The organism is Polynucleobacter sp. MWH-CaK5, from assembly GCF_018687615.1.
In the GTDB taxonomy this organism is placed as follows: Bacteria; Pseudomonadota; Gammaproteobacteria; order Burkholderiales; family Burkholderiaceae; genus Polynucleobacter.
The window spans coordinates 308,790-334,890 of sequence record NZ_CP061299.1 but is presented as its reverse complement, the minus strand read 5'-3'; the positions used below and the strand labels follow the sequence as shown (position 1 = coordinate 334,890).

Annotated in this window: 36 protein-coding genes; 19 read left to right on the top strand and 17 right to left on the bottom strand. The window is 43.0% G+C overall.

Annotated features, from left to right (window positions below):
* Window positions 1-66 precede the first annotated feature (66 nt).
* Window positions 67-366: a hypothetical protein gene (locus GQ367_RS01765; RefSeq protein WP_215290965.1), complete on the top strand. Its 300-nt coding sequence runs from the start codon at window positions 67-69 to the stop codon at window positions 364-366.
* Between the two features lie 167 nt (window positions 367-533).
* The gene (locus GQ367_RS01760; RefSeq protein ID WP_215290963.1) at window positions 534-1,049 is read left to right on the top strand and encodes a hypothetical protein; all 516 of its coding nucleotides are present in this window, start codon (window positions 534-536) and stop codon (window positions 1,047-1,049) included.
* Here GQ367_RS01760 and GQ367_RS01755 read toward each other — a convergent pair.
* On the bottom strand, window positions 1,041-1,595 hold the full coding sequence (locus GQ367_RS01755; protein WP_215290961.1) for a hypothetical protein: 555 nt from the start codon (window positions 1,593-1,595) through the stop codon (window positions 1,041-1,043). The genes GQ367_RS01760 and GQ367_RS01755 overlap by 9 nt on opposite strands.
* Before the next feature lie 74 nt (window positions 1,596-1,669).
* On the opposite strand from GQ367_RS01755, the gene GQ367_RS08665 reads away from it, so the two are divergent.
* Window positions 1,670-1,864, top strand: coding sequence for a ribbon-helix-helix domain-containing protein (locus GQ367_RS08665; RefSeq protein WP_215290959.1), 195 nt, complete (start codon window positions 1,670-1,672; stop codon window positions 1,862-1,864).
* Entirely contained in the window at window positions 1,864-2,049 is a 186-nt protein-coding gene (locus GQ367_RS01745) for a hypothetical protein (RefSeq protein WP_215290957.1), read from the top strand. The genes GQ367_RS08665 and GQ367_RS01745 overlap by 1 nt, the downstream gene beginning before the upstream one ends.
* A 2-nt stretch (window positions 2,050-2,051) precedes the next feature.
* Here the strand turns inward: GQ367_RS01745 and GQ367_RS01740 are convergent, their stop codons facing one another.
* Complete coding sequence (locus tag GQ367_RS01740) at window positions 2,052-3,368, bottom strand: tyrosine-type recombinase/integrase (RefSeq protein WP_215290955.1); 1,317 nt, start codon at window positions 3,366-3,368, stop codon at window positions 2,052-2,054.
* A 195-nt stretch (window positions 3,369-3,563) separates the two neighbouring features.
* Window positions 3,564-4,007: a thiol-disulfide oxidoreductase DCC family protein gene (locus GQ367_RS01735; RefSeq protein WP_215290953.1), complete on the bottom strand. Its 444-nt coding sequence runs from the start codon at window positions 4,005-4,007 to the stop codon at window positions 3,564-3,566.
* A 126-nt stretch (window positions 4,008-4,133) separates the two neighbouring features.
* Here GQ367_RS01735 and GQ367_RS01730 point away from each other — a divergent pair, with 126 nt between their 5' ends.
* Together GQ367_RS01730 and GQ367_RS01725 are read left to right on the top strand one after the other, a co-directional pair.
* A complete protein-coding gene (locus GQ367_RS01730; RefSeq protein ID WP_215290951.1) occupies window positions 4,134-4,544 on the top strand; it encodes a DUF2237 family protein in 411 nt (136 codons plus the stop codon).
* 129 nt (window positions 4,545-4,673) lie between these two features.
* Entirely contained in the window at window positions 4,674-5,102 is a 429-nt protein-coding gene (locus tag GQ367_RS01725; RefSeq protein WP_215290949.1) for a universal stress protein, read from the top strand.
* A 95-nt stretch (window positions 5,103-5,197) separates the two neighbouring features.
* Here the strand turns inward: GQ367_RS01725 and plsY are convergent, their stop codons facing one another.
* Window positions 5,198-5,809 (bottom strand): glycerol-3-phosphate 1-O-acyltransferase PlsY, encoded by a 612-nt coding sequence (plsY, locus tag GQ367_RS01720; protein ID WP_251370182.1) that lies wholly within the window; start codon window positions 5,807-5,809, stop codon window positions 5,198-5,200.
* Complete coding sequence (gene xerD, locus GQ367_RS01715; RefSeq protein WP_371818543.1) at window positions 5,806-6,801, bottom strand: site-specific tyrosine recombinase XerD; 996 nt, start codon at window positions 6,799-6,801, stop codon at window positions 5,806-5,808. Before xerD ends, plsY begins: the two co-directional genes overlap by 4 nt.
* A gap of 26 nt (window positions 6,802-6,827) precedes the next feature.
* On the opposite strand from xerD, the gene GQ367_RS01710 reads away from it, so the two are divergent.
* A complete protein-coding gene (locus GQ367_RS01710) occupies window positions 6,828-7,718 on the top strand; it encodes an AEC family transporter (protein WP_215290947.1) in 891 nt (296 codons plus the stop codon).
* A 66-nt stretch (window positions 7,719-7,784) separates the two neighbouring features.
* On the opposite strand, the gene murB is transcribed toward GQ367_RS01710, so the two are convergent.
* Window positions 7,785-8,804, bottom strand: a complete 1,020-nt coding sequence (murB, locus tag GQ367_RS01705) for a UDP-N-acetylmuramate dehydrogenase (protein WP_215290945.1) — start codon at window positions 8,802-8,804, stop codon at window positions 7,785-7,787.
* Window positions 8,805-8,853: 49 nt separating this feature from the next.
* Between murB and GQ367_RS01700 the strand changes: the two genes are divergently transcribed.
* Window positions 8,854-9,339, top strand: a complete 486-nt coding sequence (locus GQ367_RS01700; RefSeq protein ID WP_089515278.1) for a YajQ family cyclic di-GMP-binding protein — start codon at window positions 8,854-8,856, stop codon at window positions 9,337-9,339.
* A 112-nt stretch (window positions 9,340-9,451) separates the two neighbouring features.
* Here the strand turns inward: GQ367_RS01700 and sodB are convergent, their stop codons facing one another.
* Both sodB and xseA read right to left on the bottom strand, forming a co-directional pair.
* Complete coding sequence (gene sodB, locus GQ367_RS01695) at window positions 9,452-10,030, bottom strand: superoxide dismutase [Fe] (protein WP_089515277.1); 579 nt, start codon at window positions 10,028-10,030, stop codon at window positions 9,452-9,454.
* A 49-nt stretch (window positions 10,031-10,079) separates the two neighbouring features.
* Window positions 10,080-11,312 carry an exodeoxyribonuclease VII large subunit gene (gene xseA, locus GQ367_RS01690; protein ID WP_215290943.1) on the bottom strand — a complete coding sequence of 411 codons (1,233 nt, stop codon included), beginning with the start codon at window positions 11,310-11,312 and terminating at the stop codon, window positions 10,080-10,082.
* Window positions 11,313-11,607: 295 nt separating this feature from the next.
* On the opposite strand from xseA, the gene GQ367_RS01685 reads away from it, so the two are divergent.
* The 6 genes from GQ367_RS01685 to adk all read left to right on the top strand — a co-directional run bounded on the left by GQ367_RS01685 (window position 11,608) and on the right by adk (window position 15,672).
* Window positions 11,608-12,228, top strand: a complete 621-nt coding sequence (locus GQ367_RS01685) for a MotA/TolQ/ExbB proton channel family protein (RefSeq protein WP_215290941.1) — start codon at window positions 11,608-11,610, stop codon at window positions 12,226-12,228.
* Window positions 12,229-12,237: 9 nt separating this feature from the next.
* The gene (locus GQ367_RS01680) at window positions 12,238-12,699 is read left to right on the top strand and encodes a biopolymer transporter ExbD (protein ID WP_215290940.1); all 462 of its coding nucleotides are present in this window, start codon (window positions 12,238-12,240) and stop codon (window positions 12,697-12,699) included.
* Between the two features lie 10 nt (window positions 12,700-12,709).
* A complete protein-coding gene (lpxK, locus tag GQ367_RS01675) occupies window positions 12,710-13,834 on the top strand; it encodes a tetraacyldisaccharide 4'-kinase (protein WP_215290938.1) in 1,125 nt (374 codons plus the stop codon).
* A gap of 72 nt (window positions 13,835-13,906) precedes the next feature.
* Window positions 13,907-14,080: a Trm112 family protein gene (locus tag GQ367_RS01670; protein ID WP_089515273.1), complete on the top strand. Its 174-nt coding sequence runs from the start codon at window positions 13,907-13,909 to the stop codon at window positions 14,078-14,080.
* A gap of 20 nt (window positions 14,081-14,100) precedes the next feature.
* Entirely contained in the window at window positions 14,101-14,862 is a 762-nt protein-coding gene (gene kdsB / locus GQ367_RS01665) for a 3-deoxy-manno-octulosonate cytidylyltransferase (protein WP_215290936.1), read from the top strand.
* A 144-nt stretch (window positions 14,863-15,006) separates the two neighbouring features.
* Window positions 15,007-15,672 (top strand): adenylate kinase, encoded by a 666-nt coding sequence (gene adk, locus GQ367_RS01660; protein WP_215290934.1) that lies wholly within the window; start codon window positions 15,007-15,009, stop codon window positions 15,670-15,672.
* An 87-nt stretch (window positions 15,673-15,759) separates the two neighbouring features.
* Here the strand turns inward: adk and queC are convergent, their stop codons facing one another.
* The 8 genes from queC to GQ367_RS01620 form a co-directional block, all read right to left on the bottom strand.
* A complete protein-coding gene (gene queC / locus GQ367_RS01655; protein WP_251370181.1) occupies window positions 15,760-16,488 on the bottom strand; it encodes a 7-cyano-7-deazaguanine synthase QueC in 729 nt (242 codons plus the stop codon).
* 11 nt (window positions 16,489-16,499) lie between these two features.
* A complete protein-coding gene (gene ybgF, locus GQ367_RS01650) occupies window positions 16,500-17,243 on the bottom strand; it encodes a tol-pal system protein YbgF (protein WP_215290932.1) in 744 nt (247 codons plus the stop codon).
* Window positions 17,244-17,275: 32 nt separating this feature from the next.
* Entirely contained in the window at window positions 17,276-17,752 is a 477-nt protein-coding gene (pal, locus tag GQ367_RS01645) for a peptidoglycan-associated lipoprotein Pal (RefSeq protein ID WP_215290930.1), read from the bottom strand.
* A 148-nt stretch (window positions 17,753-17,900) separates the two neighbouring features.
* Entirely contained in the window at window positions 17,901-19,187 is a 1,287-nt protein-coding gene (gene tolB, locus GQ367_RS01640) for a Tol-Pal system beta propeller repeat protein TolB (protein WP_215290928.1), read from the bottom strand.
* A gap of 28 nt (window positions 19,188-19,215) precedes the next feature.
* The gene (gene tolA / locus GQ367_RS01635; protein ID WP_215290926.1) at window positions 19,216-20,016 is read right to left on the bottom strand and encodes a cell envelope integrity protein TolA; all 801 of its coding nucleotides are present in this window, start codon (window positions 20,014-20,016) and stop codon (window positions 19,216-19,218) included.
* 40 nt (window positions 20,017-20,056) lie between these two features.
* Complete coding sequence (locus tag GQ367_RS01630) at window positions 20,057-20,479, bottom strand: ExbD/TolR family protein (RefSeq protein WP_215290924.1); 423 nt, start codon at window positions 20,477-20,479, stop codon at window positions 20,057-20,059.
* Between the two features lie 17 nt (window positions 20,480-20,496).
* Window positions 20,497-21,153: a protein TolQ gene (gene tolQ, locus GQ367_RS01625; protein WP_215290922.1), complete on the bottom strand. Its 657-nt coding sequence runs from the start codon at window positions 21,151-21,153 to the stop codon at window positions 20,497-20,499.
* Between the two features lie 54 nt (window positions 21,154-21,207).
* Entirely contained in the window at window positions 21,208-21,966 is a 759-nt protein-coding gene (locus GQ367_RS01620) for an SDR family oxidoreductase (protein ID WP_215291843.1), read from the bottom strand.
* Window positions 21,967-22,072: 106 nt separating this feature from the next.
* Between GQ367_RS01620 and glyA the strand changes: the two genes are divergently transcribed.
* Together glyA and nrdR are read left to right on the top strand one after the other, a co-directional pair.
* Complete coding sequence (gene glyA / locus GQ367_RS01615; protein ID WP_215290920.1) at window positions 22,073-23,320, top strand: serine hydroxymethyltransferase; 1,248 nt, start codon at window positions 22,073-22,075, stop codon at window positions 23,318-23,320.
* 21 nt (window positions 23,321-23,341) lie between these two features.
* The gene (nrdR, locus tag GQ367_RS01610) at window positions 23,342-23,788 is read left to right on the top strand and encodes a transcriptional regulator NrdR (protein ID WP_089515264.1); all 447 of its coding nucleotides are present in this window, start codon (window positions 23,342-23,344) and stop codon (window positions 23,786-23,788) included.
* Here nrdR and GQ367_RS01605 read toward each other — a convergent pair whose 3' ends face one another.
* Complete coding sequence (locus tag GQ367_RS01605; protein WP_089515263.1) at window positions 23,789-23,998, bottom strand: BrnA antitoxin family protein; 210 nt, start codon at window positions 23,996-23,998, stop codon at window positions 23,789-23,791.
* A 379-nt stretch (window positions 23,999-24,377) separates the two neighbouring features.
* Between GQ367_RS01605 and GQ367_RS01600 the strand changes: the two genes are divergently transcribed.
* From GQ367_RS01600 to GQ367_RS01590, 3 genes are read left to right on the top strand one after another with little or no spacing between them, the layout of a single operon-like run.
* Window positions 24,378-25,031 (top strand): PilW family protein, encoded by a 654-nt coding sequence (locus GQ367_RS01600; RefSeq protein WP_215290918.1) that lies wholly within the window; start codon window positions 24,378-24,380, stop codon window positions 25,029-25,031.
* Window positions 24,982-25,473, top strand: coding sequence for a hypothetical protein (locus tag GQ367_RS01595; RefSeq protein ID WP_215290916.1), 492 nt, complete (start codon window positions 24,982-24,984; stop codon window positions 25,471-25,473). Before GQ367_RS01600 ends, GQ367_RS01595 begins: the two co-directional genes overlap by 50 nt.
* Window positions 25,470-26,078, top strand: a complete 609-nt coding sequence (locus GQ367_RS01590; protein ID WP_215290914.1) for a Tfp pilus assembly protein FimT/FimU — start codon at window positions 25,470-25,472, stop codon at window positions 26,076-26,078. Before GQ367_RS01595 ends, GQ367_RS01590 begins: the two co-directional genes overlap by 4 nt.
* Window positions 26,079-26,101 lie beyond the last annotated feature (23 nt).

The window sequence follows — 26,101 nt, the reverse complement described above, 5'->3', positions numbered from 1 at the left end:
ATTAAACGATGTAAATCATTGTTTTAAATCATATTTTTAATAAATTTAACTTATAGGATTAATAACATGGGAAATTTAAGTGAATACTTCAGTTCAGATTACGAACAGGAAGAATTTGAACGGAAACACAGGTTTTTAAGTGAGATAAAAACCAAGAGAGACCATTATGAAAAATTATTAGTCGAGTTTCTTCATGACTTTGTACTTGATGGAAAGCCTCTTTCCGAATCGTATCGATTAGCTTATGAAGAACTTCTTGAAGATACCCAAAAAGGAAGGCTACCTTCCTCGATGTTTATTTTCGAACATATGGTTTTTTCTGTAGATGAACTTCCATATGACCCAGGATACGAAAACCTACATTAATTTTTTTATAAATAGTTTTACGGTCGTTATACCTTAGTGAGTTTTGAACTAATAGATGGACATGATCCCCTAGTCTGAAGCTCACTTTACAACTTGAAAGTTAAGAACCACTTCGAGAAGGGGTATGACCTTTCTTTATCTAAAAATACTGAAATAGAAAGAATTGAATGAAATCTGAATACTTAGAACCGTGGAAACGAATTTACCCTACTAAAAATGAACTAACTAAAGCTTGGTCTGATTGGTTCGAATCTAAAAATCATGAATGGGAACTATTTACTATGACTGTAGTTTTTAAGTCTGGTGGAAAAGTAGCTAGACCAAATAAATGGAGCTCAGAATATAAAACTAGGGTTCTTCATAAAGTTAGACGAGTAATCGAACCGAATCAGAAGAACCAAGAACTAGCCATTCCTTTTGAAGAATTTTTCTATTACGAGAAAGATGATTCTTCATTTTTTAGAGTTTCACGTTCACATAAACCACATCACATACACTCTTTAATACCGATTAGAAAATCACAGTCTCATCGTTTTTGGTCTATTGATAGTAATGACTTACAGAAAAGACTTAAAAAAGATATTTACTCTATTAATACCATTCAATCGATTCTTGTTGAAAAAGTAAAACCTGATCACACCATCGACTGGGTCAAATATCTTCTAAAAGGTAAATCAATTTAGCCTATGAAGTTTTCCTTTGGTACTGATGATGTAGTCTGAACTGAAGCTGGACCAATTCCAAAGGTAGTTAAAGTACTGATATTTATAGATTGGGTTAATGATCGTAAAGATAGTTCCATTAAATAATCCATATCTTTTGTACTCGAACTTAAGCTCTCTAGACTCAAAGTCACCATCAAACTCTAATTCTGAATTTCCGTTCTTAAATCCACTCTCTGAGACATACAAGAATTCTTCTGTACCCGTCTTTTTCTTAGATGAGCCTATTACTGGAAGATATGTTCTTTCATAGTTCGTGAATAGAGCCTTTTTAAGACCGATTGGAGCTTCGTTCACCTTTATTTCAAACAAGGGCTTTCCTTCGACCTGATAGAACCCGTAGAGGTCGCTCTCGTTGTTCCTTGTTGTTTTAAGACTATCGTACAGTTCACCTGTTCGACCAGTTTTGATTAGTTCTTTGAATTCCACCTTAGATATAAGTGTCGTAGATAGACGAAACATCTTTCCTTGAGCTAATAACTTGTTTTTCATAATTCCTCCTGTCATTTATTTATTTGACGGAATTACTTACGTAAAAAATTAGCTAAATAGAATTACCATCAAAAACTCAAGGAGGGGCTTTGTCAAAGGTCTTAAATAGAAATCAAATTTTAGGGATAAGAACTACAGAAGATTTTGTTAAGAGATTCGATTCTTTATGTGAACGACTCGGTCATAACCGAAGTGAAATCATTCGATACGCTTTAAAACGCTTCTATAACGAGCATTTCAATAATCCAGAGGGCTTTTCTAAAGTCAGAAAGGAGCTCTACTGATGATGGGATTTTTAGAGTGGGTCGAATTTAATAAGAAGAAAAAGCAAAAGGAAGATAAGAATGTCGGATCAATTAGCCAAACAGGTTCAGAAAACAGGAATGTCAATATCAAAAGACAAGCTGATCGATTTGATCAAAAAATCCCCGAGCCAATCGTTTACCGTTTCACAGAGCCCAAACAGTAAAGCTACTGTGGTGGTGATTTAGATTTACTACCTTTAGTCACTTTATTTGTCTTACCTAACTTTTCTGGTTTATCAGCCTCTTGAACTGACTTAAAACTATGTAACTCTTTAAGACCCATTAAATTTGTAAGTCGGGAAGCGTAATGTTTCTCGATCATAGCTTGTGATGTACGAGCGTTTTTGGCTAGTTGTAAAGTGTTGACATTACCTAACTGTAATCTAAACATAATGGCTGAATGTCGTAATGAATAGAGGGTGTGCTTTTCACCCTCCCCAGTGATTCCAGCCTCTTCAACAATTTTTCTGAATAACCGACTCAGAATATTCATCATCGTATTTCTATTCTTGTATTCAGGTAAAAAAAGATAGTCTGTATTTTTATCGTACCCTCTCTTCTTTTGGTAATCAGCCAACTTTTTATAAACCCCTTCAGCTCCATACATACTCACCACCTCTTGATCTGTAGTCTTGGTGGCTGGATGACTTAACAAAAGGTATTTGTTATATCTTGGATCAGGCTCGTCAGGATTAATCATTACCTTAATGTGTTGATGTTTCAGAACACGAAGGTCACTCGGTCTAATGAATGTATTCACCATGAACTGAATCAAATATCTCATTTCTTCAGTAATCAATACCCCACGAACCTTTTCTTTTTTCTTAACTAACTTATCGACTGTATCCGTGAGAGTCTTATATTCTTTTTGATCGAAATAATCCCTCTTAGTGACCGATGTAGTTTTCCCCTTAATTCTTGGGAAATTCGGAATCGACTGAATTAATCGGTTATCAGAAGCAAATTTTAGGATTTTTCTTAGAACGATGATGTAGTGATTGACTGTAGCTGGTGATAGTCCACGGTTTTGAAGTTTCTTAATGAGGTCAGAAATATCTGAATTTGTAACCTCACCAATATCCTTTTCACCAAAATGAGGAATCAGTTCTTTTTTGAACCTATTTGAATCGTCTTTGTATACCCGATTTCCAGCCGTATTAATGGACTCCAAATAAGCTATTCCGATATTACTGAAGGTACGACTCTTGGGAGCCTTTGATTGACCTGTACGAACACCCACCAACGAGTCCTCATAGAACTTTTTAGCCAAATTAATCGCTTCTTTACGACTTTCAGTTTTCAGACTACGGACTTTGTAGGATCCGTTGATGTAAACACGGGACCAATAGTACCGAGAACAATAAACCTTAAAGAATTTGAGTTTGGTTGGATAACCAGGAACCGTCTCCACCGTATCGGGTACGGGAATAGCTCCACTACCTTTAGGTTTGATTTTTATAGGTTTTTTCGGTTTGGTAGTCAAAATAGGACTCGAACGACTTTAGTGGTTACTTTAGTGGTTTTAGTATACCTCCCTTTAAAGCCAATAGGAATAGGGTTCTAAAAACCTACCCAACGGATTGGTCTTCTTTTAATCCGTTGGTCGCGAGTTCGAATCTCGCCCGACCCACCAGAATACAAAAAGCCTCATCAGTTTGATGGGGCTTTTTTATTATTACTAGTCAATAGTTGGGTAGCGTTTTCTAACAAACCTCAAAAGGCATGGACCTAATAAAGAAGAAATGCCGTGCCGATACTTGGCAAAGAACCAATAACTGGGTTTTAGGATGGGCATCATCCAAGGTCTCGTAAAAATCCAGGCCAATATTTTCAAATCAGCCCTGCGATAAGCCTCACCAAAAACAGCCACGCCATTGATTGGGGTCTCACCTTCTACTTGGCCATACATCTTGGCTAAAGCTTCTTTGCAAGATACACCCACCGCTTGGGGATCATAGTTCGCGGAATTAATATCCACAAAGCTCAATAAGCCAGCTTGATTGCGTGACTTTAAAAAAGTGATCTCTGCCAAACACAAAGGGCAAGCACCATCATAAAAAAGCGTGAATGGCTTCAGTGAATGAATGGGTGCATTGGCAGAAGAGTGGGATGATGAACTCATGTAAATCAGTGTAATCTTTATTAAGGGCCTTCGCTTTTAGGGGCTTTCAGTGAAATTAGTGAGTAACCACGCAAATAAAATAAAACCAATACACTGGTGTCATTGTTAACACATTGATTGAATTTCATGACACAGAAGCAAGCTCACAATCACGCATCCCAAGAAGTCACCCTCAATGTGTTTGGTGAACCCATCGTTCCCTGCTCATTTGATCCACTCACAGGATTTTTTAGAGATGGCTGTTGCAAAACAGACGCTCAAGATAAAGGCAGTCATTTGGTGTGCGCGGTTGTCACCGATGAGTTTTTGCAATTCAGCCTTCAAAGAGGCAATGACTTGATTACCCCTCGGCCAGAGTGGGCATTTCCTGGCCTCGTGGCAGGCGATCAATGGTGCTTGTGTTTGAATCGTTGGAGAGAAGCACTTGAAGCCAACTGCGCTCCTCTGATACAACTAGAAAGCACGCACATCAATGCCCTTGAATACGTTGACCTTGAAACTCTCAAGCAATACGCAGTCAAAGATGCATTGATTTAATCAAGTTTTTCAATAAAGAAGCCTCCAAAAGAATCAGCCGCATCAAAATCAAATCTTTTGATTAGATTGAATAAATATGGCTTAATATTGAATAGTAGAAATGTTAATAAAGTAACTAAAGGAGATTCAATGAAAGTTCTTGTATCGATTGACGGCTCAAAGCACAGCATCAAAGCAATTGATTATTTGATTCAAAATGCATCAATGTTTTCAGGCAAAGGATCTGGTTTGATCGTTTTGCACGTTGAACCAAACGTCATCCCACCTGAAGTTACTCAATATATTTCCAAAAAAAATATCGCTGATTGGTACGCCGATCAGAGCAAAGCCGCGATCAAAGCAGCAACAGCGAAATTAGATAAGGCAAAAGTACCTTATAAATTAGTTCAAAAAATTGGTCACGTTGCTGACACCATCCTCGCTGAAACTAAAACAGCCAAAGCAGAAATGATTGTGATGGGTTCTCATGGTCGCAGCTCTTTGATGAGTCTTGTGATGGGCTCAGTGACATCTCAAGTATTGGCTCAATCTAAGCAACCAGTTTTGATCATTAAATAATTAAAATCAAAACAGCTGAACCAAAGCTCGTAAACAAAAAGCCACTTAGACAACTAAGTGGCTTTTTTAATGCATTGTTAACTGTTACTACTTTGTTACTTCTTCTTACCCAAACGACCCTCAGTGCCATTCAGTAAATTTGCAATGTTTGAGCGATGACGCCAAATCAATAAAGCACTCATCAACAAAATAGCCATGGCCATTGGCTGAATGCCAAATAAGAAAACAAAATAAACTGGGGCAAACAAAGCAGAGATCAAAGCTGCCAAAGATGAGTATCTTAAGAAAACTGCCACGATCAACCAAGTTGATAGAGTTGCGAGTCCCAATACCCAATTAATGGCCAGAAGAATACCCAAGGCTGTGGCAACTCCCTTGCCACCTTTGAAACCATGAAACACTGGGAATAGATGGCCTATAAATGCTGCGACGGCCACAGCTGGTAAGACCCAAGAATCAATATCCACCCCCACCAAAGCTCTGGCAAGAATGACAGCAATATATCCTTTGGCGGCATCACCCAAAAGAGTTAGCACAGCCGCAGCCTTGCTACCTGTTCTCAATACATTGGTGGCCCCTGGATTACCAGAGCCATAACTGTGCGGATCAGGCAAGCCCATGAGCTTGCTAATAACCACTGCAAAAGAAATGGAACCGATCAAATACGCCATTAAAACCACTAAACCACTGAACATGAATTGGTTCATATGCTTGCCCTTGGATGATGCTGTTGATGAATACTTTTTAAACGTTCACGTGCCACGTGAGTGTAAATCTGAGTCGTTGAAATATCTGCATGACCTAATAATAATTGCACCACCCTCAAATCAGCCCCATGGTTCAATAAATGAGTGGCAAAGGCATGACGCAGCGTGTGTGGTGACAAAGGCACATTGACATTAGCAATCGTGGCATAGCGCTTGATGATGTGCCAAAAAGCTTGGCGCGTCATACCATCACCAGTATGACGAGCTAAAAATAAATACTGACTTGAAGAGTTTTGTTTGGATGCGCTGAGAAGCTGTGGTCTTGATTCATCAAGATAGCGCTTTAACCATGTGGCAGCTTCCATCCCAAAAGGCACCAATCTCTCTTTACCACCCTTGCCGCTGACCACACGCACAACACCTTCATTCAAACCAACTTCAATGGTTTTCAAAGAAACTATTTCTGAGACACGCAAACCACTGGCATACATCAACTCGAGCATGGTTCTGTCGCGAACCCCCAAGGCTGTATTTAAATCAGGTGCGGCCAATAAAGATTCAACCTGCGACTCACTGAGTGTTTTCGGAAAACGTGGCGCTTGTTTTGCTGCTCTTAAATTAAGGCAGGGATCTGCCTTGATTAAATTCTTGCGAATACCCAAACGATAAAAACGTCTTAAGACAGTCAAACGACGATTGGCCGTGGTGGCTTTGTCTGATCGTCTATGAGCAATGTAGGCCATCACATCTGCCGCGTTGGCATCGTAAATAAACTTTTGGCGATCAACATCTAACCATTTAGAAAAAATATTCAAATCTTGTCGGTAAGCACTCAATGTATTTTTAGATAAGCCATCTTCAAGCCAACAAGCATCACAGAAGATATCAACAGCTTCCATGCTCCTGATCAAGACTTTACTCATAGGGGCATCATCCTGAAATTGCTGATCAATATCAGTTTTTCTGCCAGAAGTTGTTTTTTTGACTACCATTGAGCTTTTATTCTAAAAGAGACACTGTGAATCCTGCATTTTTACTGCTTCCAGACTTCCTGCTCATTTTGCTGGGTTTCTTGCTGGTGCGCTACACAGTTTTAGACAAAACAGTCTGGGAGAGTGTTGAAAAGCTGGTTTATTACGTGCTTTTCCCTGCCCTTTTATTCCACTCCATCAATCAAACCTATTTTGATTGGGGCGGTACCAGCAATATGTTGTTGGTTGCTGCTGTGGCTTTTTTCAGCGCCATGGGTCTTAGCTTTGCAGCTAAATGGATTTTCAAACCATCTTCCATGAGTTGGTCATCAGGTTTTCAAACAGCGTTTCGTTTTAACTCTTACATCGCCTTTGCTGCGGCTGGTCGCTTAGCTGGCGAAGAGGGTGTGGCATTGATGGCGATCACCACTGGATGCTTTGTACCAGTCGCGAATGGTTTTGCCGTTTGGGCCTTGGCGAAAAATTCTGAATCTCACATTTTCAAAGAGCTCTTAAAGAACCCTTTGATCATCGCAACCACTTTGGGATTGATCAGCAACGTTCTAGGCTTAAAACTGCCAGAACCCATCGCTCTTAGCATGTCGCGCCTAGGAGCGGCATCGATTGGCTTGGGCCTTCTCACCGTTGGATCAGGCTTGATGTGGATTCAGAGCAAAAAAGATGGGGCTCTGATTGCTTATTGGAGTGCGATTAAATTATTGGCCATGCCAGCTGTGGCAATTATTCTGGGTCGCTACATGGGCTTGTCTCAAGGGCAATTGAACAGTGTAGTGCTATTTGCTGCGATGCCAACTGCCACAACAGCTTATGTTTTAGCTAATCGGATGGGTGGAGATGGAGCTTTGGTGGCAGTGTGCATTTCAATCATGACGATTGCTGCTGCAGTCACGCTACCGCTGTGGCTACTGCTGCTTTAATCATCAAAATCTTTTTCTGATCAACAGATTTTTCAATCTAGCACTTAGTAACAAGATCTTAGATCATTAATAAATGATTGGCTCAATCGTTAAAGAAACACCAAATGTTTCTTTAACTTTTTGTTTGATCGCATCAGCCAAGCCAAGTAATTCAAGTCCCGTGCCAGCACCATGATTGACTAAGACTAAAGCTTGCTTTTCATACACACCCACATGGCCCTGACGCTGACCTTTGAAGCCGCACTGATCAATCAACCAGCCCGCAGCTAATTTCCAATCACCTTCAAGATTACTTGCATCAGTTGGGTAGCTCACCATCAATGGGAATTGCTTCTTTAATTCAAGATGCTGCTGATAACCCACAACAGGGTTATGGAAAAAACTACCTGCGTTACCAATCACTTGAGGGTCTGGTAACTTCGCTTGACGAATCGAGCAAACTTTTTCAAAGATATCTTTGGCGCAAACCTTTGCTTGATCTTGAAAAGCTTTATTCAACTCTGCATAAGAAAGATTGGCCTTCCATTCTTTGGGAAGTGCAAAACAAACTGAAACAACTACATAGCGTCCCGGCTGCTTTTTAAAAACACTGTTTCTATATGAAAAATCACATTGCTCTTTAGATAGCTTGATGAACTTATTGCTCAAAGTATCAAACGCGCAAAGACTATCAAACACTTGGGCCAACTCCAAACCATAAGCGCCAATATTTTGAATCGGTGCTGCACCCACTGTTCCTGGAATCAGGGCTAGATTCTCAAGCCCCTCATAGTTATTTTCCAAAGACCAAGACACCAACTCATGCCAAGATTCACCAGCCATCGCTTCAATATAAAAATGCGTGGCAGTTTCTTTTAACAGTTGGCGCCCTTTGATTTCCATCAAACCGGTATAGCCAGCCAAATCTTTAGCGAGCACCAAATTACTTCCACCCCCAAAGATTTGCCAAGGGACATTGTCTTTTTGGGCTTTTTGAATCAATTCAGGCACATCCACAACTTCGGTCAAATGCACCAAATATTGGGCAGACACATCAAAACCAAAGGTGTTGTGTTCGCGTAATGTGGCATTTAATTCAATCTTCATGCCACAATCTTAACTGTGATTAACTTTTCAATTGATTTTTAGGTGACCCATGCCCTCATTTGACGTTGTATGTGAACCAGACATGATTGAAGTAAAAAATGCTCTGGAACAAGCCAATAAAGAAATTTCTACGCGTTTTGACTTCAAAGGCTCTGATGCCAGAATTGAACATAAAGGTGAAGAACTCACTCTTTTTGGTGACGATGACTTTAAGTTACGACAAGTGCGTGATGTGCTGTTGGCCAAATTAGCCAAGCGCAATGTGGATGTGCGCTTTCTAAAAGACGGCAAGCTTGAAAAGATTTCAGGCGACAAGCTCAAGCAAATTGTTGAAATTCAAAAAGGCATCAGCACGGAACTTGCCAAGAAGATTGTCCGCATCATCAAAGACAGTAAGATCAAAGTCCAAGCAAGCATTCAAGGTGATGCTGTGCGCGTCACAGGCGCTAAGAGAGATGACCTTCAAACAACCATGGCGATGCTTCGCAAGGATGTAGAGGAAGCTCCACTGAACTTTAATAACTTCAGAGACTAATTTAGAAAAAATTCAGCAATAAAAAAACCTCTTGGTCTATTCAACCAAGAGGTTTTTTGTTTAATGTTACTTAGCGCTTAGAACTTAAAACTTAGAACTTCAAATTCAAACCTTAAGCAAAGTTCTTTGCTACGAAGTCCCAGTTAACCAAGTTCCAGAATGCCTCAACATATTTTGGACGGGCATTGCGGTAGTCAACGTAGTAAGCGTGCTCCCAAACATCACAAGTCAATAAAGGCTTGGCGTCTGTTGTCAAAGGTGTTGCAGCGTTGCTGGTTGAAACCAAATCAAGAGTACCGTCTGACTTCTTCACCAACCAAGCCCAACCTGAACCAAATGTGCCAACCGCACACTTTGTGAACTCTTCTTTGAATTTATCAAAAGAACCAAACTTTGCATTGATGGCATCAGCCAATGCACCTGTTGGAGCACCGCCACCGTTTGGCTTCAAACCCATCCAGTAAAAAGTGTGGTTCCAAACCTGAGCAGAGTTATTGAACACACCACCTGAAGACTTTTTCACGATGTCTTCTAAGCTCATTGATTCAAATTCTGTGCCCTTGATCAAGTTATTCAAGTTAGTGGCATAAGTCTGATGATGCTTACCGTAATGGAATTCCAAAGTTTCTTTAGAAATGTGTGGTGCCAATGCATCTAGTGCATAAGGTAACTGCGGCAATGTGTGTTCCATAAAATCTCCTATTGATCTTTGAGTGGTGTGACTGAACTAAAACTCTATTCTATTCTTTTGAAATTATCTTTGCCGAAAGGCTCACTTTTGATATTTCAATCTGAGCACTGCCCAAGGCCAAATGAACATCCACTTGATCGCCTTGATCGATGCTCTTAGGATCACGCAAAGCTTGACCTTGCTTATTCAAAAGAACTGCATACCCACGGTCCAAGGTTCTTTGTGGGCTTAAAAGTTCTAAATGACTGGCCCAACTGCGGTGTTTTTCTGAATACGCATTGATCCTGACCTGCCATGATTGATCTAAGCGCATTGTTAATTGCTCAATCTTTTCTTTCATGCGATCAGCATTTGGCAAGGCATGAGAAAGTCTCAATGACAGTTGATCTAAACGTTGCGCTTCTTTGTCAATTCTTTGACTCACCCGCGTCGACATTTTTTGACTAAGCGCACTCAAGTCTTGCAACAAAGCTTGTCGATCAGGGGTGACTAACTCTGCGGCACCAGTTGGTGTTGGGGCACGTAAATCAGCCACAAAATCTGCGATGGTGAAATCTGTCTCATGCCCGACCCCAGAAACCAAAGGAACAGGCGATTGCGCAATCACTCGGGCCAAGCCCTCATCATTGAATGCCCATAAATCTTCAATACTGCCGCCACCTCTGACCAAGAGGATGACATCAATCTCATCGACTTTAGAAGCCGCATAAGCAGCCTCCAGGGCTTTGATCAGAGCTGGGGGTGCATCAACCCCTTGGACCAAGCTTGGAAAGATTGTGACGGGTATGTGAGGCGCTCTCCTGGCCAAGGTGCTGAGCACATCTTTCAAGGCGGCTGCTTGCGGTGATGTGATCACTGCAATGCGTCTGGGGTGTTTGGGCAGCGAACGCTTGGCATCCTCATCAAACAGACCCTCTTTACTCAACTTATCTTTGAGCTTCAAGAAGGCCTCGTACAAACCACCCTGACCGGCCCTGCGCATCATGCCAACGTTTAACTGAATGTCTCCGCGTGGAACGTATATAGAAATGTTAGCGGCCACTTCAACCAAATCACCCTCTTTGGGCAAAAAGCCTACTTGGCCATTCCTACCGCGGAACATGACGCAACGAATTTGACCTTCGGCATCCTTTAAAGAGAAATACCAATGTCCGCTGTCATAAGCCTTGAAGTTAGAAACCTCCCCCCGAACCCAGACGCTACCGATGCCCTCTTCCAAAACACTGGCAATTGCGCGGTTCAGATCTCCAACACCGATAATTTCTTTTGATATTTCCGTCATTTGTCCAAGTCAAATTAGTAACTACATGGCTTCGCGGTTAATAACTATCCACAGGGCCAATTAAAAACTGGAGTGTTTTGCTTAAACTCCGATCAGAATCAATCGCCATCATGCAAGTTATTGATTTTAATATAAATATTCAATTTATAATTTTTGAAAATTTGAGCTCACAACCAAGAATCAAGGGCTTAGCACACATCTTAAAGAAAGTTTTTCACATAGTTATCCACAAGCTTGATGCTTTTTCCCACAGACCTTTGAGCCCCACACAACTCCATCGTTTAAAGTATAGGGTATGTACACAATTCTTATTGCCGCTGGCTGGCCAGTTTGGCCCTTATTGATCACATCCATCCTTGCTTTGGCGATTCTTTTGGAAAGAATCTGGTTTTTACAGGCCAAACGGATCACACCACCCCAATTATTAGAAGGCGCTATCCAATTAGCCAGTTCTGGGGCTCTAAAACAGCCTAAAACCGCTCAAGACGCTACCAAAGCATTATCAGATGCTGCGCCCCTTGGACAGATTTTGGCTGCGGCCCTATTGGAAAAAGCAAACGGTGGCTCAGAGGACAAAATCATTGCAGCGATGCAAGATGCCGCCGAATCCGTCACTATTTTGTTGGAACGCTATTTAGGTGCCCTGGCAACGATTGCAACGATTGCGCCTCTTTTAGGCTTGTTTGGTACGGTTGTTGGCATGATTGAAATTTTTGGCAGCCAGCAAGGTGTTGGTGCCAACCCTCAACAATTGGCCAACGGTATTTCAATTGCTTTGTATAACACCGCCTTTGGCTTGTTAATTGCCATTCCAGCATACGCAGGTTGGAGAGGTCTCAAAGCCATGGCTGAAAAGCGCCAACGTGAGTGTGATGTTGCTGCAAAAAAATTACTCGCTCACTTGAACAGCATATAACTAGCCCTCATGCTCTTTCGTCAAAATCATCGCAGCCTTTTTTCCTCAGGGAAATCAAGCGCTCCCAATAGTCAGCAACAAGCTCCTGAAATCAATCTAATTGCTTTCATCGATGTTCTGTTGGTGATATTGATCTTCTTGATGATCTCTACAACTTTCACACGCTATCAAGAACTATCAATCACCTTGCCAGCTGCAGAAGGTGCTGCATCAAAAAGCAAACCAAAAGATATCTCTGTTGCAATCTCTTCAGATGGTCGAGTAGCGATTGATGGCAAACGAGTAGCGATGGAACAGCTGACCCAAAGCTTGAGTCAATCAGCAAAAAACACTGGTGGCGACAATGGCCCCATGGTGATCATTGCTGCCGACGGTAAAGCGCCTCATCAAGCTGTGATGCAAGTGATGGAAGCCGCGCGCAATGCAAATTTGCCGAACATCGTGTTTGCCACTCAATCAAAGTCAAAGTAGCATTGGCAATATGAGCCAACAAAAAATTACTCAAAACACACAAGCTCTTCAAGCGCCTACCTTTTGGGAAAAAAGAGGTTTAAAAGCGCTTTTGCTATGGCCAGCATCTCTTATTTTTAGCTGGCTCACAGGCTTCAGAAAAGCTCTGTATGCCATGGGTATACTTAGAAGTGAAGCGATCTCTGTGCCCCTGGTGATCGTTGGAAATATTCGCGTTGGCGGCACCGGAAAAACACCCACAGTTTTAGCCATTGCAAAAACTTTGCATCTTCATGGTTTTAAGCCAGGCATCATTTCTCGTGGCTATCAAAGCAATTCATCAAATGCTCAGTCAGCTCCAGAAGAAGTCACTCCAGAATCTTCACCAATCGAGCACGGTGATGAGCCTTGCTATATGGCCCAAGAATTGGCTGATCAAAAAATTCCGGTGATGGTTCACAGCCATCGCGTGAATGCAGCAAAAGCATTGATGATCAAACATCCTGATGTGAATGTGATCATCAGTGATGATGGCCTTCAGCATTACAAGCTGAAACGTTGGCCTGCACGAGAAGGTGGCAGAGACATTGAACTGGTCGTTCGCGATGCCAGAGGAGAAGGTAATCAATGGCTGATGCCTGCCGGACCGCTACGAGAAAAACCTCAGCGTGCACGCGACTTCACCTTGAACATTGTTGGCGCCGAAGACACAAGCAAAGCTTTGCCGCCCTACTTTCAGGATGCCCCAAATTTTGTACTGCCCGTTAAAACCGATTGGCTTTATCAGTTGGCAACACCAAGTCATCGAATGGCTTTGAGTGAAATCACTCAACTGCTCGATCCAAGCGAAGATTCTGAGAAACAGTTGTTAGCTGCAGCAGGCTTGGGCAATCCGAAGAAATTCTTTGATTTATTGAGATCAACTGGTTTGAAGTTTCAAGAAATGGCGTTACCAGATCATTTTGACTTTGCCACCAATCCATTCAAAGAAAATACTGCGAAAGTGATACTCATCACTGAGAAGGATGCCGTAAAATGCAAACAACTCAACGACTATAAGGATGATGAGCGTATCTGGATTTTGCCTATCACGGTGGATTTGCCAAAAGACTTTGTTGAACAAATGGTTGAGATTTTAAAAAGACCAAAGCCTTGACACAAATACTTAAAGCATTAGATTCATTCACCGCTTCTTAAGATAATCCAATAACTCTTTAGCTGACACATCATGGACAAACGTTTACTTGATATTTTGGTCTGCCCAATTTGCAAATCTCCTTTACATCACGATGGCCAGACCAATGAATTAATCTGCAAAGCCGATCAATTGGCCTTCCCAATTCGTGACGACATCCCAGTCATGCTGGTGAATGAAGCACGCGAACTGAACGCTTCCAAATAAAACTAAACAAGCAAAACTCAATGAAGCCTAACACCCCATTCTTGGTTGTGATTCCTGCGCGCTTAGCCTCGACTCGCTTACCCAACAAACCATTGGCTGACATTGCTGGCAAGCCAATGGTGGTCAGAGTGGCAGAGCGTGCCCTGATGTCTGGGGCCTCACGAGTGGTGATTGCGGTTGACGATCAAAGTATTTTTGATGCCTGTAAAGCACATGGCTTAGATGTGATGCTCACCAGCAAAGATCACCCAACAGGCACTGATCGATTGAGTGAAGTGGTCAGCAAACTCAATTTGCAAGATGATGAAATCATTGTCAACGTACAAGGTGATGAACCATTGATACCGTCAGACTTGATCACTGATGTTGCACAAACACTCTCAGAACATCCTCAAGCATCGATTGCAACCACGGCTCTAGCGATTCATGATCTTGCCGAAGTAAACAATCCCAATGTGGTGAAAGTGGTCATGAACCAGTTTCAACAGGCACTTTATTTTTCACGCTCCGCCATCCCATTTAGTCGCAATCCTGAGCAATACCAAGCGCAGTGTTATCGACATATTGGGATGTACGCCTATCGAGCCAGTTTTTTGAAGAAATTCTCGCAACTTCCCCCAGCCCCCATCGAGGAAGCCGAAGCTTTAGAACAGCTCAGAGCCCTGTGGCATGGTCACCTTATACAAGTTTTACTAACTGATGAAGCCCCGCCCCCAGGCGTTGATACAGCTGAGGATTTAGAGCGAGTTCGCCAGGTTTTTAACAGCCTGGGTAAATCCTAGGCTCAAAAATTAGCCTTCAAGGGCAAATAATGGGAAAATCTCCCAGATATTAGAAAGAGTCAGCAAGCTGTCAAACAATCAGCCTACTCTTATACTTTTTTAAATTTTGTATTACCTGATTCAATAATAAAAAGGGAGTTAACCATGCGATTGATCCTATTGGGCGCACCAGGCGCTGGAAAAGGCACGCAGGCTAAATTTATTTGTGAGAAGTTTGGTATCCCCCAAATTTCTACTGGTGACATGCTACGTGCAGCTGTTAAAGCTGGCACTCCGCTTGGCATCGAAGCTAAAAAAGTCATGGATTCTGGTGGTTTGGTTTCGGATGAAATCATCATTGGTCTTGTCAAAGATCGTCTGACTCAAGCTGATTGCGCCAAGGGCTATCTATTTGATGGTTTCCCACGCACCATTCCTCAAGCACAAGCGATGAAAGATGCGGGCGTGCCGATTGATTACGTTCTTGAAATTGACGTGCCTTTCAGCGCCATCATTGATCGCATGAGCGGTCGTCGCGTACACGTTGCTTCAGGCCGTACTTACCATGTCACATTCAACCCGCCAAAAGTGGCTGGCAAGGATGATGAAACTGGTGAAGAATTGATTCAGCGCGAAGATGACAAAGAAGAAACAGTTAAAAAGCGTTTAGATGTTTATGACGCTCAAACTCGACCATTGGTTGAGTACTATTCTGGCTGGTCTAAGAATGGTGATCCAGCAGCGAAAGTTCCAGCTCCTGCCTATCGCAAGATTGAAGGCACTGGTTCAGTTGATGCCATCACAGCAAGCGTTTTTGCTGCACTGAAATAAATCAAAAAGCCTTAATAAAAAAGCCGGTGAAGCATTAGCTTGACCGGCTTTTTTATCTTTTATTTTTAAATTCTAGTTTCTAAAGTCTCAAAGGTAGTGCGTGGGATCCGGAATGCCCGCCGATTGGAAACCTTCTTTGCGAAGGCGACATGATTCGCATTGACCGCAAGCCAAGCCCTCAGCATTAGCCTGATAACAAGACACCGTTTGAGAGAAATCAACACCCAATGACATGCCTGTTTGAACGATTTGCGCCTTGCTCATCTGAATGATGGGAGCGTGAACTCTGAAGCGCGTGGACTCTTGATGAGACTCAACACCCACCTTGGTGGCCAAATTGGCCATTGCTTCAAATGATTTCACGTAATCAGGCCGACAATCTGGGTAGCCAGAGTAATCAACCGCATTAGCGCCAAAGAAAATATCTAAACCACCCAAAGCTTCGGCCCAACCCAAGGCCACTGAGAGCATGATGGTGTTGCGCGCAGGCACATAGGTGATAGGTATTTCATTGTTGGCGCCAGGACTGGTTGGAACATCGTAGGCATCATCTGTCAAAGCAGAACCACCCACAAAGCGGCGCAGATCTAAATCAATGATTTGATGCTCCACTGCACCCAAAGATTTTGCGACTCTTGTCGCAGCATCTAATTCAGAAGAATGTCTCTGGCCGTAACGAAACGACAAGGCATAGACAGCGTAACCAAGTTTTTTTGCAATCGCCAAAACAGTTGCCGAATCCAAACCACCCGATAACAAAACAACGGCTGGAACATTCGGCTTCCTGGCATGCATCATCTCAAAATTAACGGACATACGATTTTCGATTACTTCAAGCGTTTGAGCGCCTGTTTAGCCAAATCAGCAGCCTCAGTATCTGGATGCTTGGCAATTAAATTTTCTAAGGTCTTTTTACCAGCAGGTTTTTGCCCTGCTTCGATCTGACTATTGGCCAAAGTTAACAGTGCATCAGGCACTCGTCCATGCAAAGGATAGCGTTTCACCATCGATTGGAGCGTTGCAATCGCTGACTTATAGTCTTTTTGTGCGTACTCTGAATTACCTAACCAGAATTGAGCCAATGGCCAATAAGGACTGTTCGGGTACTTTTTAACAAAAGACTGAAACCCTGTATCAGCTCTCTTTAAATTACCATCCTGAAAAGCCTTCAAAGCGGCGTCATAGGCTTCTTTTTCACCAGGTTGAACTTTGCCTTGAACGCCCTCAATCTCCATCACTTGAGGCTCATGTTTTTTCATCCGATCATTAAGATCTTGATAAAAAGTTTTCTGTTGCGCAGTTAATTCTTCAACTTGCTTTTCCAAGACTTCTGAACGACCACGTAACTTAGCCGTCTCTTGATTCAATTCGTCAAGACGACCTTGCAGTTCCACTTGGGCTTTTTGACTAGACGAGAGCTGTTCTCGCAAATCTAAAATAGCGCGTCGCGCTTCACCATCCTCCATGAAAGCAAAGCTAGCAGTGGATGTGAAAGATAGGCCTACAAAAACAACAGCGGCCAAAGCCGCTGTTGTTTTGTGCAGAAAACTAAAGCACTTTGATTGCTGCATGAGTATTCTTTTCTTAAATTAATTTAAGTCAATTAATAAGCGATGTCAGCGCGGCGATTTTCTTTCCAAGCTGCTTCGTTGCTACCCTGTGCCTTTGGCTTTTCTTTACCAAAGCTCACAGCTTCCATCTGTGAATCAGGCACGCCGAGCAATGACAATGATTTACGCACAGCCTCTGAACGACGTTGGCCCAATGCCAAATTGTATTCAGTTGTACCGCGCTCATCAGTATTGCCTTCAATTTTGATCTTGCGATCTTTGTTGGCCTTCAAATAATTAGCATGAGCCTGTAATGTTGCTTGGTACTCAGCTTTAACAGCGTAGCTATCAAAGTCAAAGTAAACGCTGCGCTTAAACAATGGGCTCTTAGGATCGTTCCATGGTTGTGAGCTGTAATCTGTACCGCCCTTACCATTCACGTCATCCAACTTCACACCAGATGCACAAGCTGTTAACAAAGCTACTGACAACAATAATGTTGCACGACGAGCGATTGAAAATTGTTTCATGATTTTCTCCTATCTAAATATTTATTAATTAATCTATGCACTTATTAGTTACTTGTTTTTATTGGTTAATTTTCATCAAAAAAGGCTTAATTCGATGAATTAAGCCCTATCGTACCAAATTAAGATGAATACTTTGCTTTTTGCAAAGTTAGTCCATAAATGGGCCCCAGGCAGGCTCACGTATGTCAGCGCCTGGCAAACTCAAGGTTTGCTTATTTTTACCGTCAATTGATACGGCCATCAATACTGGCTTACCTGCTGAGCGAGTAGCGTAAAGAATGTATCGGCCATTGGCAGCAAAAGTAGGAGTTTCATCTCGGGCGCCATCACTCAAAGGTGTGACCTCGCCAGTTGCCAAATCTTGAAGGTGCAAACGGTAAGCACCTGACACACGAGCGATGTAAGCTAAATTTTTACCATCTGGGGATAAACGCGGACTTGTCACAAATGAATGTTTAAAAGTCACCCGTTGTGCCGCACCAGCGGATTCGCCGGCAGTCGACATCTTATAAATCTGTGGACTACCGCCACGATCACTCGTGAAATAAATTGACTGGCCATCTGGCGACCACTGTGGCTCTGTATCAATGGATGAACCTCTGGTCAAACGCTGAAGTCCAGTGGCATTGGCATTGATTTTATAAATCTGTGTATTTCCATCTTTTGATAGGGCCATCGCGAGTTGACTGCCATCCACTGACCAAGAAGGCGCACTGTTATTGCCCTTCTGGTTAGAAAGAATCGTGCGGCGCCCAGTTGCCAACTCATGAACGTAAATCACTGGCTTGCGGGCCTCAAAAGAAACGTAGGCCACTTTTTTGCCATCAGGTGACCAGTTCGGCGAGATGATGGGCTCATTACTTGCCAATGCAGGCTTGGCATTTTCACCATCAGAATCAGAGATTACTAAGCGATGGCTCTTACCAGAACGAATCACATACGATAAGCGTGTAGAAAAAATACCGCGCTCACCCAAAATCTTTTGAATGATGTCATCAGCAATCTTGTGACCTGCCAAACGCAAATCTTCAACACCCACAGTAACAACCAAACCACCCAAGCTTTCGCCTTTGCGAATATCAAATAGACGATAGCGAATCTCAAATCGACCATCTGATAACTTGGTGACATTTCCAACTGCTAGAGCATCAGCCCCACGCGCAGACCATGACTTGTAGTCAGGGTTGATGTCCCAACCTAACTCAGCAGAGCCACTCTCGACATTTCGAATCGCTCCACTGCGAGTCAAGTTAGAGCGAACAACATCCGTTACCTTGACGGGCAATTGATTTTCACCAACAAAGCGCATCACAGCCACCGGGAACAGCGACTGACCCACACCCGTGATTTCAATATTCATTTGTGCTTTGACACCAACTGAAAATGCCATCAAAGCAAATATCATCAAAAAGTTTTTAGTCAGTGTTGTCTTCATCTTTGCTTCACCAATCTCATCAATCGATTTAATCTTTCGGTTTAAAAGTCAAACGTATTTGTTTAGGCACTTTGCCATCATCATCTTTAGGCAAAGTTTGAGCATCATCAACAGCTCTTAAAACAGCACGATCCCAAGCAGCATCACCACTGCTCTTTAAAACTTTTCTATTCATGATTGTGCCATCAGGCGCTAACTCCACGCCAACCTCTACCGCTGGATTGCCAGCTACTAAAGATGGATTGAACACAATCAAAGGAAGTATCTTTTTACGCACTTTGTCTGCATAGCCAGGCTTGGCATTACCGCCACCACCCACACCGTCCCCAACCACACCTCCTCGACCACCCGCAGCACCTTCTTTACCTGCAGCAGACCTCAAGCGAGCCAACTGATCAGAGCGTGCTTTTTGTTGCGCCAAGGCTTCTTTGCGCTCAGCTTCGGCTTTGGCTTTTTCTTTGGCTTGCTCTTGTTTTTGTTTGGCTAGTTTTTCTTGTTCAGCTTTTTGCTTTTGTAGTTCTTTTGGATCAACTTTTTTAGCCGCTTTGACCTCTTCTTTAGGCTCAGGCTTTTTCACTGCTTCTTTTTTCTTTTTCAAAGCAATGTCTGCTTTTTCATCAGCATCGATTTTTGGATCAATGTTTGGTGGAGCGCTTTTGATGACCGGAACATTGTCCCAAATCTCCGCTTCAAGACCAGCAGGCGTTTGGCTTTTCCAACTCAGACCAAAGGTTAAAAATCCAAACAATAAAAGATGCATCCCCAAAGCCCACACAAAGGCTTTGCCGGTTCCAGGTTCTGCCTGAATTCGGTTTCTAAGGGGATTCATTGGAAATGCTGCTGCGCTCAATTCATCTCTCAGTGATTTGTCAGTTGCTCTTAACTGCCAACCCTACGCGCTTGATACCGTTCTCTTTTAAGCGCGCCATCACGTCCATCACAATCTCATATTTGATGGATTTATCGGCAGCAATCACCATCGGTTGATCAGGTGTTAATTCAGCACGCTCACGAGCAAACGCACCAAGCTCAGCTCTTGTGACAGTTTTATCTGCCTTGCCTTCGCTCTTGATCAAGATAACTTCTTCTGCAGAAATATTGATCAGGACCGGTGGCATTGGTTGCACTTGTGCACCACCCACTGTTGGCAAACTGACAATGCCTGGATTGACCATTGGGGTGGTGACCATGAAGATCACCAACAACACCAACATCACATCAATGTATGGCACCACGTTGATGTCAGCCATTGCGCGCCGACGACCACCAGATTTTCTAGAGATACTAGCCATGAATGAGCAATCTCCGTTTAACGAACTTGCTGTTGACGCTGCAAAATATTTGAAAACTCTTCAATGAAAGTTTCAAAGCGAATCGCTAGGCGATCAATGTCAGCTGCATTGCGGTTGTATGCAACCACCGCCGGAATCGCCGCAAACAAACCAATCGCAGTGGCTACCAATGCCTCAGCAATACCGGGAGCAACACTGGCCAAAGTAGCTTGCTGCACATTGGCCAAACCTCGGAATGAATTCATGATGCCCCACACGGTTCCGAACAAACCAATGTAAGGTGATACAGAACCAACCGAAGCCAAGAAAGGCAAGTTCGCCTCCAAGGTATCCATCTCACGCTGGTAAGCAGCTTTCATGGCGCGTCGAGCCCCATCAATCTCTTTACCCTTTAAAAACTCTTGCATACCGCTTTCAAAGATGCGCTCAAGACTGGCTGATTGGTCTTTATTGCGCATAGCACCTTGAAGCAAAGTATTCAAATCACCACCCGACCAAAAGTCTCTTTCGAAACGTTCCGTCTCTTGACGAACCGCTTTAAGAGCCAAACCTTTTCTAAAAATAATTGTCCATGAGGCCACTGACAGACCGACCAATAACAACATGACCAATTGCACCAAAATACTGGCGTTCAAAATCAATGACAGAATTGATAAATCTTGAGTAGCGTGCATAAGCGTTAATTTCCGTAGGGTTGAACTTAGGGTTAAGTGAGGTGATTCGTTTAATTACTTGCGATGAACAGCCAAAGGACCAGATGCCTGACACGCTGGCATCATTTCAATGACGTTGATGTTCACATGCGCTGGCAATGTTGATGCCCAATAAACTGATTCAGCGATGTCAGTCGCAGTCAACGCTTGGACACCGTCATACACCTTAGATGCTTTTTCATCATCGCCCTTGAAGCGCACGTTTGAAAACTCTGTGCCTGAACATAATCCTGGTGAAACATCAGTCACGCGTACAGGTGTGCCCAATAAATCAGACTTGAGGTTCAAACTGAATTGGCGCACAAATGCTTTTGTGCCACCGTAAACGTTGCCACCTGGGTATGGGTAGCGACCAGCAATAGAACCCAAATTAAATACATGGCCTGCACCGCGCTCAACCATGCCTGGCAAAAATGCGCGTGTCATGTACATCAAACCCTTGATGTTGGTATCAACCATTTGCTCCCAATCATCCAAATCAACTCGGTGTGCTGGCTCTAAACCAAGAGCTAAACCAGCGTTATTCACCAAAACATTCACGCCTGCAAAATCTTTAGGCAGTTTTGCTGGCAAGGCAAAAACCATGTCTTTATTGGTCACATCCAAAATTTCAGTGTGTAAACGGGCCTGCTGATCGGCTGGCAAAGACTTTTTTAAGGCCTCTAGGCGGTCTGCGCGACGACCTGCTGCCACTACTTTATGGCCTTCAGCCAAATAACGCTTAGCGATCGCTTGGCCAAAGCCTGCGGTGGCGCCTGTCACTAATACTGTCAACTTAGTCATTTTTGGTCTCCTTACTGGTTTTTTTGTATCATTTAGGTCTGCAGAGTTTAGCGTATGCTTGCGACAAATTACTTGATTCCCATAGAAAGCCCACATCATGTTCAAACGTAGTGAAACATTGGCCAAAACTGATCCCGCATTGTGGGATGCCATCCAAGCTGAAAATAAGCGTCAAGAAGACCATATTGAACTGATTGCCTCAGAAAATTACACCTCTCCAGCGGTTTTAGAGGCTCAAGGCTCACAATTAACCAATAAATATGCTGAAGGCTACCCTGGCAAGCGTTATTACGGTGGCTGCGAGTATGTAGACGTTGCCGAACAATTGGCGATTGATCGCTTGAAACAGATTTATGGCGCTGAAACAGCCAACGTTCAGCCTCACTGTGGCGCATCTGCCAACGAAGCGGTATTTTTAGCGTTTTTAAAGCCTGGTGACACGATTCTAGGTATGAGCCTGGCCGAAGGTGGTCACTTGACCCACGGCATGGCTCTTAATATGAGCGGCAAGTGGTTCAATGCCATTTCTTATGGCTTGAATGCTCGTGAAGAAATCGACTACGACGCGATGGAGCGTTTGGCGCGTGAGCACAAACCAAAACTAATCATTGCTGGTGCATCTGCTTACTCATTGCACATCGACTTTGAGCGTTTTGCCAAAGTGGCTAAAGAAGTGGGTGCGATTTTCATGGTGGACATGGCGCACTACTCTGGATTGATTGCTGCGGGTGTTTATCCAAACCCAGTGCCTCACGCAGACATCGTGACATCTACAACTCACAAGAGTTTGCGCGGTCCTCGTGGCGGCATCATTTTGATGAAAGCGGAACACGAGAAAGCCATTAACTCAGCCATCTTCCCTGGCTTGCAAGGCGGTCCATTGATGCACGTGATTGCTGCTAAAGCTGTTGCTTTCAAAGAAGCTTTAGAGCCAAGCTTTAAAGAGTACCAAAAGCAAGTATTGGTGAACGCCAATGCAATGGCACAAACATTGATCAAGCGCGGCTTGCGCATCGTTTCTTCAGGAACACAATCACACGTGATGTTGGTGGATCTTCGCGCCAAGAAAATCACTGGCAAAGAAGCAGAACGTGTTTTGGGTGAAGCGCACATCACATGTAACAAAAATGCAATCCCTAACGATCCTGAAAAACCATTTGTAACAAGCGGTATTCGTTTGGGCTCACCAGCGATGACCACTCGCGGCTTCAAAGAAGCTGAAGCGATTCAAGTGGCTAACTGGATTGCTGATGTTCTAGATAATCCTAACGACGCTGCCAACATTGCTAAGGTTCGTGAGCAGGTATCCGCTCTCACCAAACGCTTCCCTGTTTACAGCAACTAATCCAGGGAATAAAAGAAGCTCATGCATTGTCCTTTTTGCAAACACTCTGATACACAAGTTCTAGACACTCGCGTATCGGAGGAAGGCGACGTCATCAAACGACGTCGTCGTTGCGAAAAGTGCGATAAACGTTTTACAACGTATGAGCGTCCTGAATTGGCACTCCCAGCCATTGTTAAAAAGAATGCCAGTCGTGTTGAATACAATCGCAGCAAGATTGTTGACTCGATGGGCATTGCACTGCGTAAGCGCCCTGTTTCCGCAGAAGCCGTTGAAGAAGCGATCAGAAATATCGAAGAGCGCTTACTAGCTACCGGCGAAAAAGAAATTGCTAGCGACCGAGTAGGTGAACTTGTGATGCGCGAACTCAAGCGCCTTGATAAAGTCGCCTACATCCGCTTTGCCTCTGTTTACAAGAGCTTTGCAGACATCGAGTCATTCGAAAGTGCGCTTAAAGAGCTTAAATAATTAAGCCCACTTAAGATTTAATTTTCGATTAGACGTTGCACAATCTCTGAGGTACAAATTAATCAAGCTCTGATAAGGTATTCCAACTTCTTCAGAGATTCCCTTGAAGTATGAAATTGAGTCCTCATCAAGTCGAATAGTTATTTGTTTTTTAAGCGCAGCTGCATAACTATTTTTCTTAGCCCCAGAGAAGTCGTAGTTCTTACGCATATATTCACCTTTATGGATGAAAGTTTTTATTAACGACCCTAAATTTTAGGTATTCTAAAAATAAATTGTAGTTATTTTTTAACTACATTCATATTTTCAGACATTTCCTACAAGCCAATCATCCGTAGCTGATTTTCAAGAAGGTCCTGACTTGGCATCATTGATTGATGTCGTCGACCACATCTTTTAAACAACTCGGCTTCACCTTCATTGAAATTTTGATTGCGCTCGGCCTATTGAGTGGCTCTTACTTTGTTATTTTTTCCACACAACAATTTCTTACCAGCCACTCACTTAAATTGGAGATTCAATTTCTAGAAATTCTGCACGCGAGCGATGATCACGAATTAGCAATAGCGCTAATGGATGAGGACCATCAATGAATCTCTTAGAAATATTGATCAGCAGCCTCGCGGGCAGTCTGATTCTGATGAGCCTAACTCAATCAGGACATCAAATTTATGCCTCACTGGATCAGCAAGCGGCCAAAGCAAGGCTTCAAAGTGAAGCTCTGCAAGCATTGCAAATGATGGGCGAAGCCATTCAGATGGCCAGCAATCCCAAAGGATCGAAGATCCCACGATTAATGATCAAAGACAGCGCATCGATGAGCAATGCTCAAGCAGGTCAATTTCAGATCAGGAAAGGCTCGGCCAGCATGGACAGCTCTGATGCGTTCTTCACCACCAACAAAGAAGAAGAGATGAACTACCGAGCCTTTTTTGTGCAAATGCAAGGACACCATCAGCAACGTGATGGCGTGCTGTATTTACAAACCAAAAATAAAAAATCTCAACTACAGAACGACGCATTGATTGGTCATATTCAATCAATGCAAATACAAGCAGGCATCAAAGAGAATGGTTTGATTCAGTGGTACGAGCCTTATCAAATCAGCGAGCGCTCAAGCAAAAACAATCCTCACTGGAAACAAGTGAAAGCAGTAAAAATTTATTTAAAACTTCAGAAAGGACGTCACTCACTTGAACTTGAAAAGATCTACACCTTGCGTCATCCAGCCATCAATCCATAAACCAATCAATGACTCGACTGGCTTCATATTGATCGGTGTGCTGAGCTTTATTCTGCTGACCACCCTATCCATAGCAGCCATCCTCAATATGACTGTCACTCAGATCAGAATACTGGGTAGTGAAAAATCATATTTAGAAAATTTCAAACTAACCGAGCAAAAGTTAATCAGCGCTGAAAGATTGATAGCTCAGGGGCTTGAGGCTGATCACTTGGTTGAAACGGAGACCTCCCGACCAAAGAACTTCAGAAGCAAGGCTGGCATCAGCAGTCAACATTACAAATTAACAGCCACCACCGATCATCAGTATGGTAAGACAAAAATCCAAAGCATCATCAGAGTGGATGTTCCAAAAGAAAGTTCTTCAAGTTCCAAAAAAGCATCTGCAACACCGAGAAAAAATGAGAGAACCGTGCAACGCCTTGAATGGAAAAAGCCTTGACTGCCTTAACTGCTTTTACTCGATTCGCCAATCATTCAACTAAAGGCTTCACATTGATCGAGGTATTGATCTGTCTTGCAATGATGGCTGCTATGTCAGGGATTGCTACACATTTATTCAGCGAACAAATTGCGCTCTTACAACTGGATGAAGTCAGCCAAGCATTCATTCAAGATGCGCAATTAGCCCGGCAACTATCAAGACAAACCAATCAAACTGTGACACTCAAACCACTGGGTAATAATGAATTCAGAAACTGGTCTGATGGCTGGGAAATCACTCAAGATGTATTTTCTTCAGAAGAAGCATTTAAAACACTCAAGCAATATCCTTTGCATGGTGGCCATTTAAAAGGTCGTATACAGATAGCTCATGATTCATTGAAAGACAGTCAGCAATTCACCGACATGAGTGCACCGCATAAAGCTCGGCACATCAGCTTTCAATCAGGCAATGTGGCACTGCTAAGCAATGGAGGCTTTGTGGCCAATCGCATCATTTGGCAACACCGACAGTACCCCCAGCTACAAATGCATGTGGTTCTCGGTCCTGGTGGACGTTGGCGAAGCTGCAATCCCAATAGGGATAATCAAAAATGTCTGTAAAGTATTTGAATCACCTCTAAAAT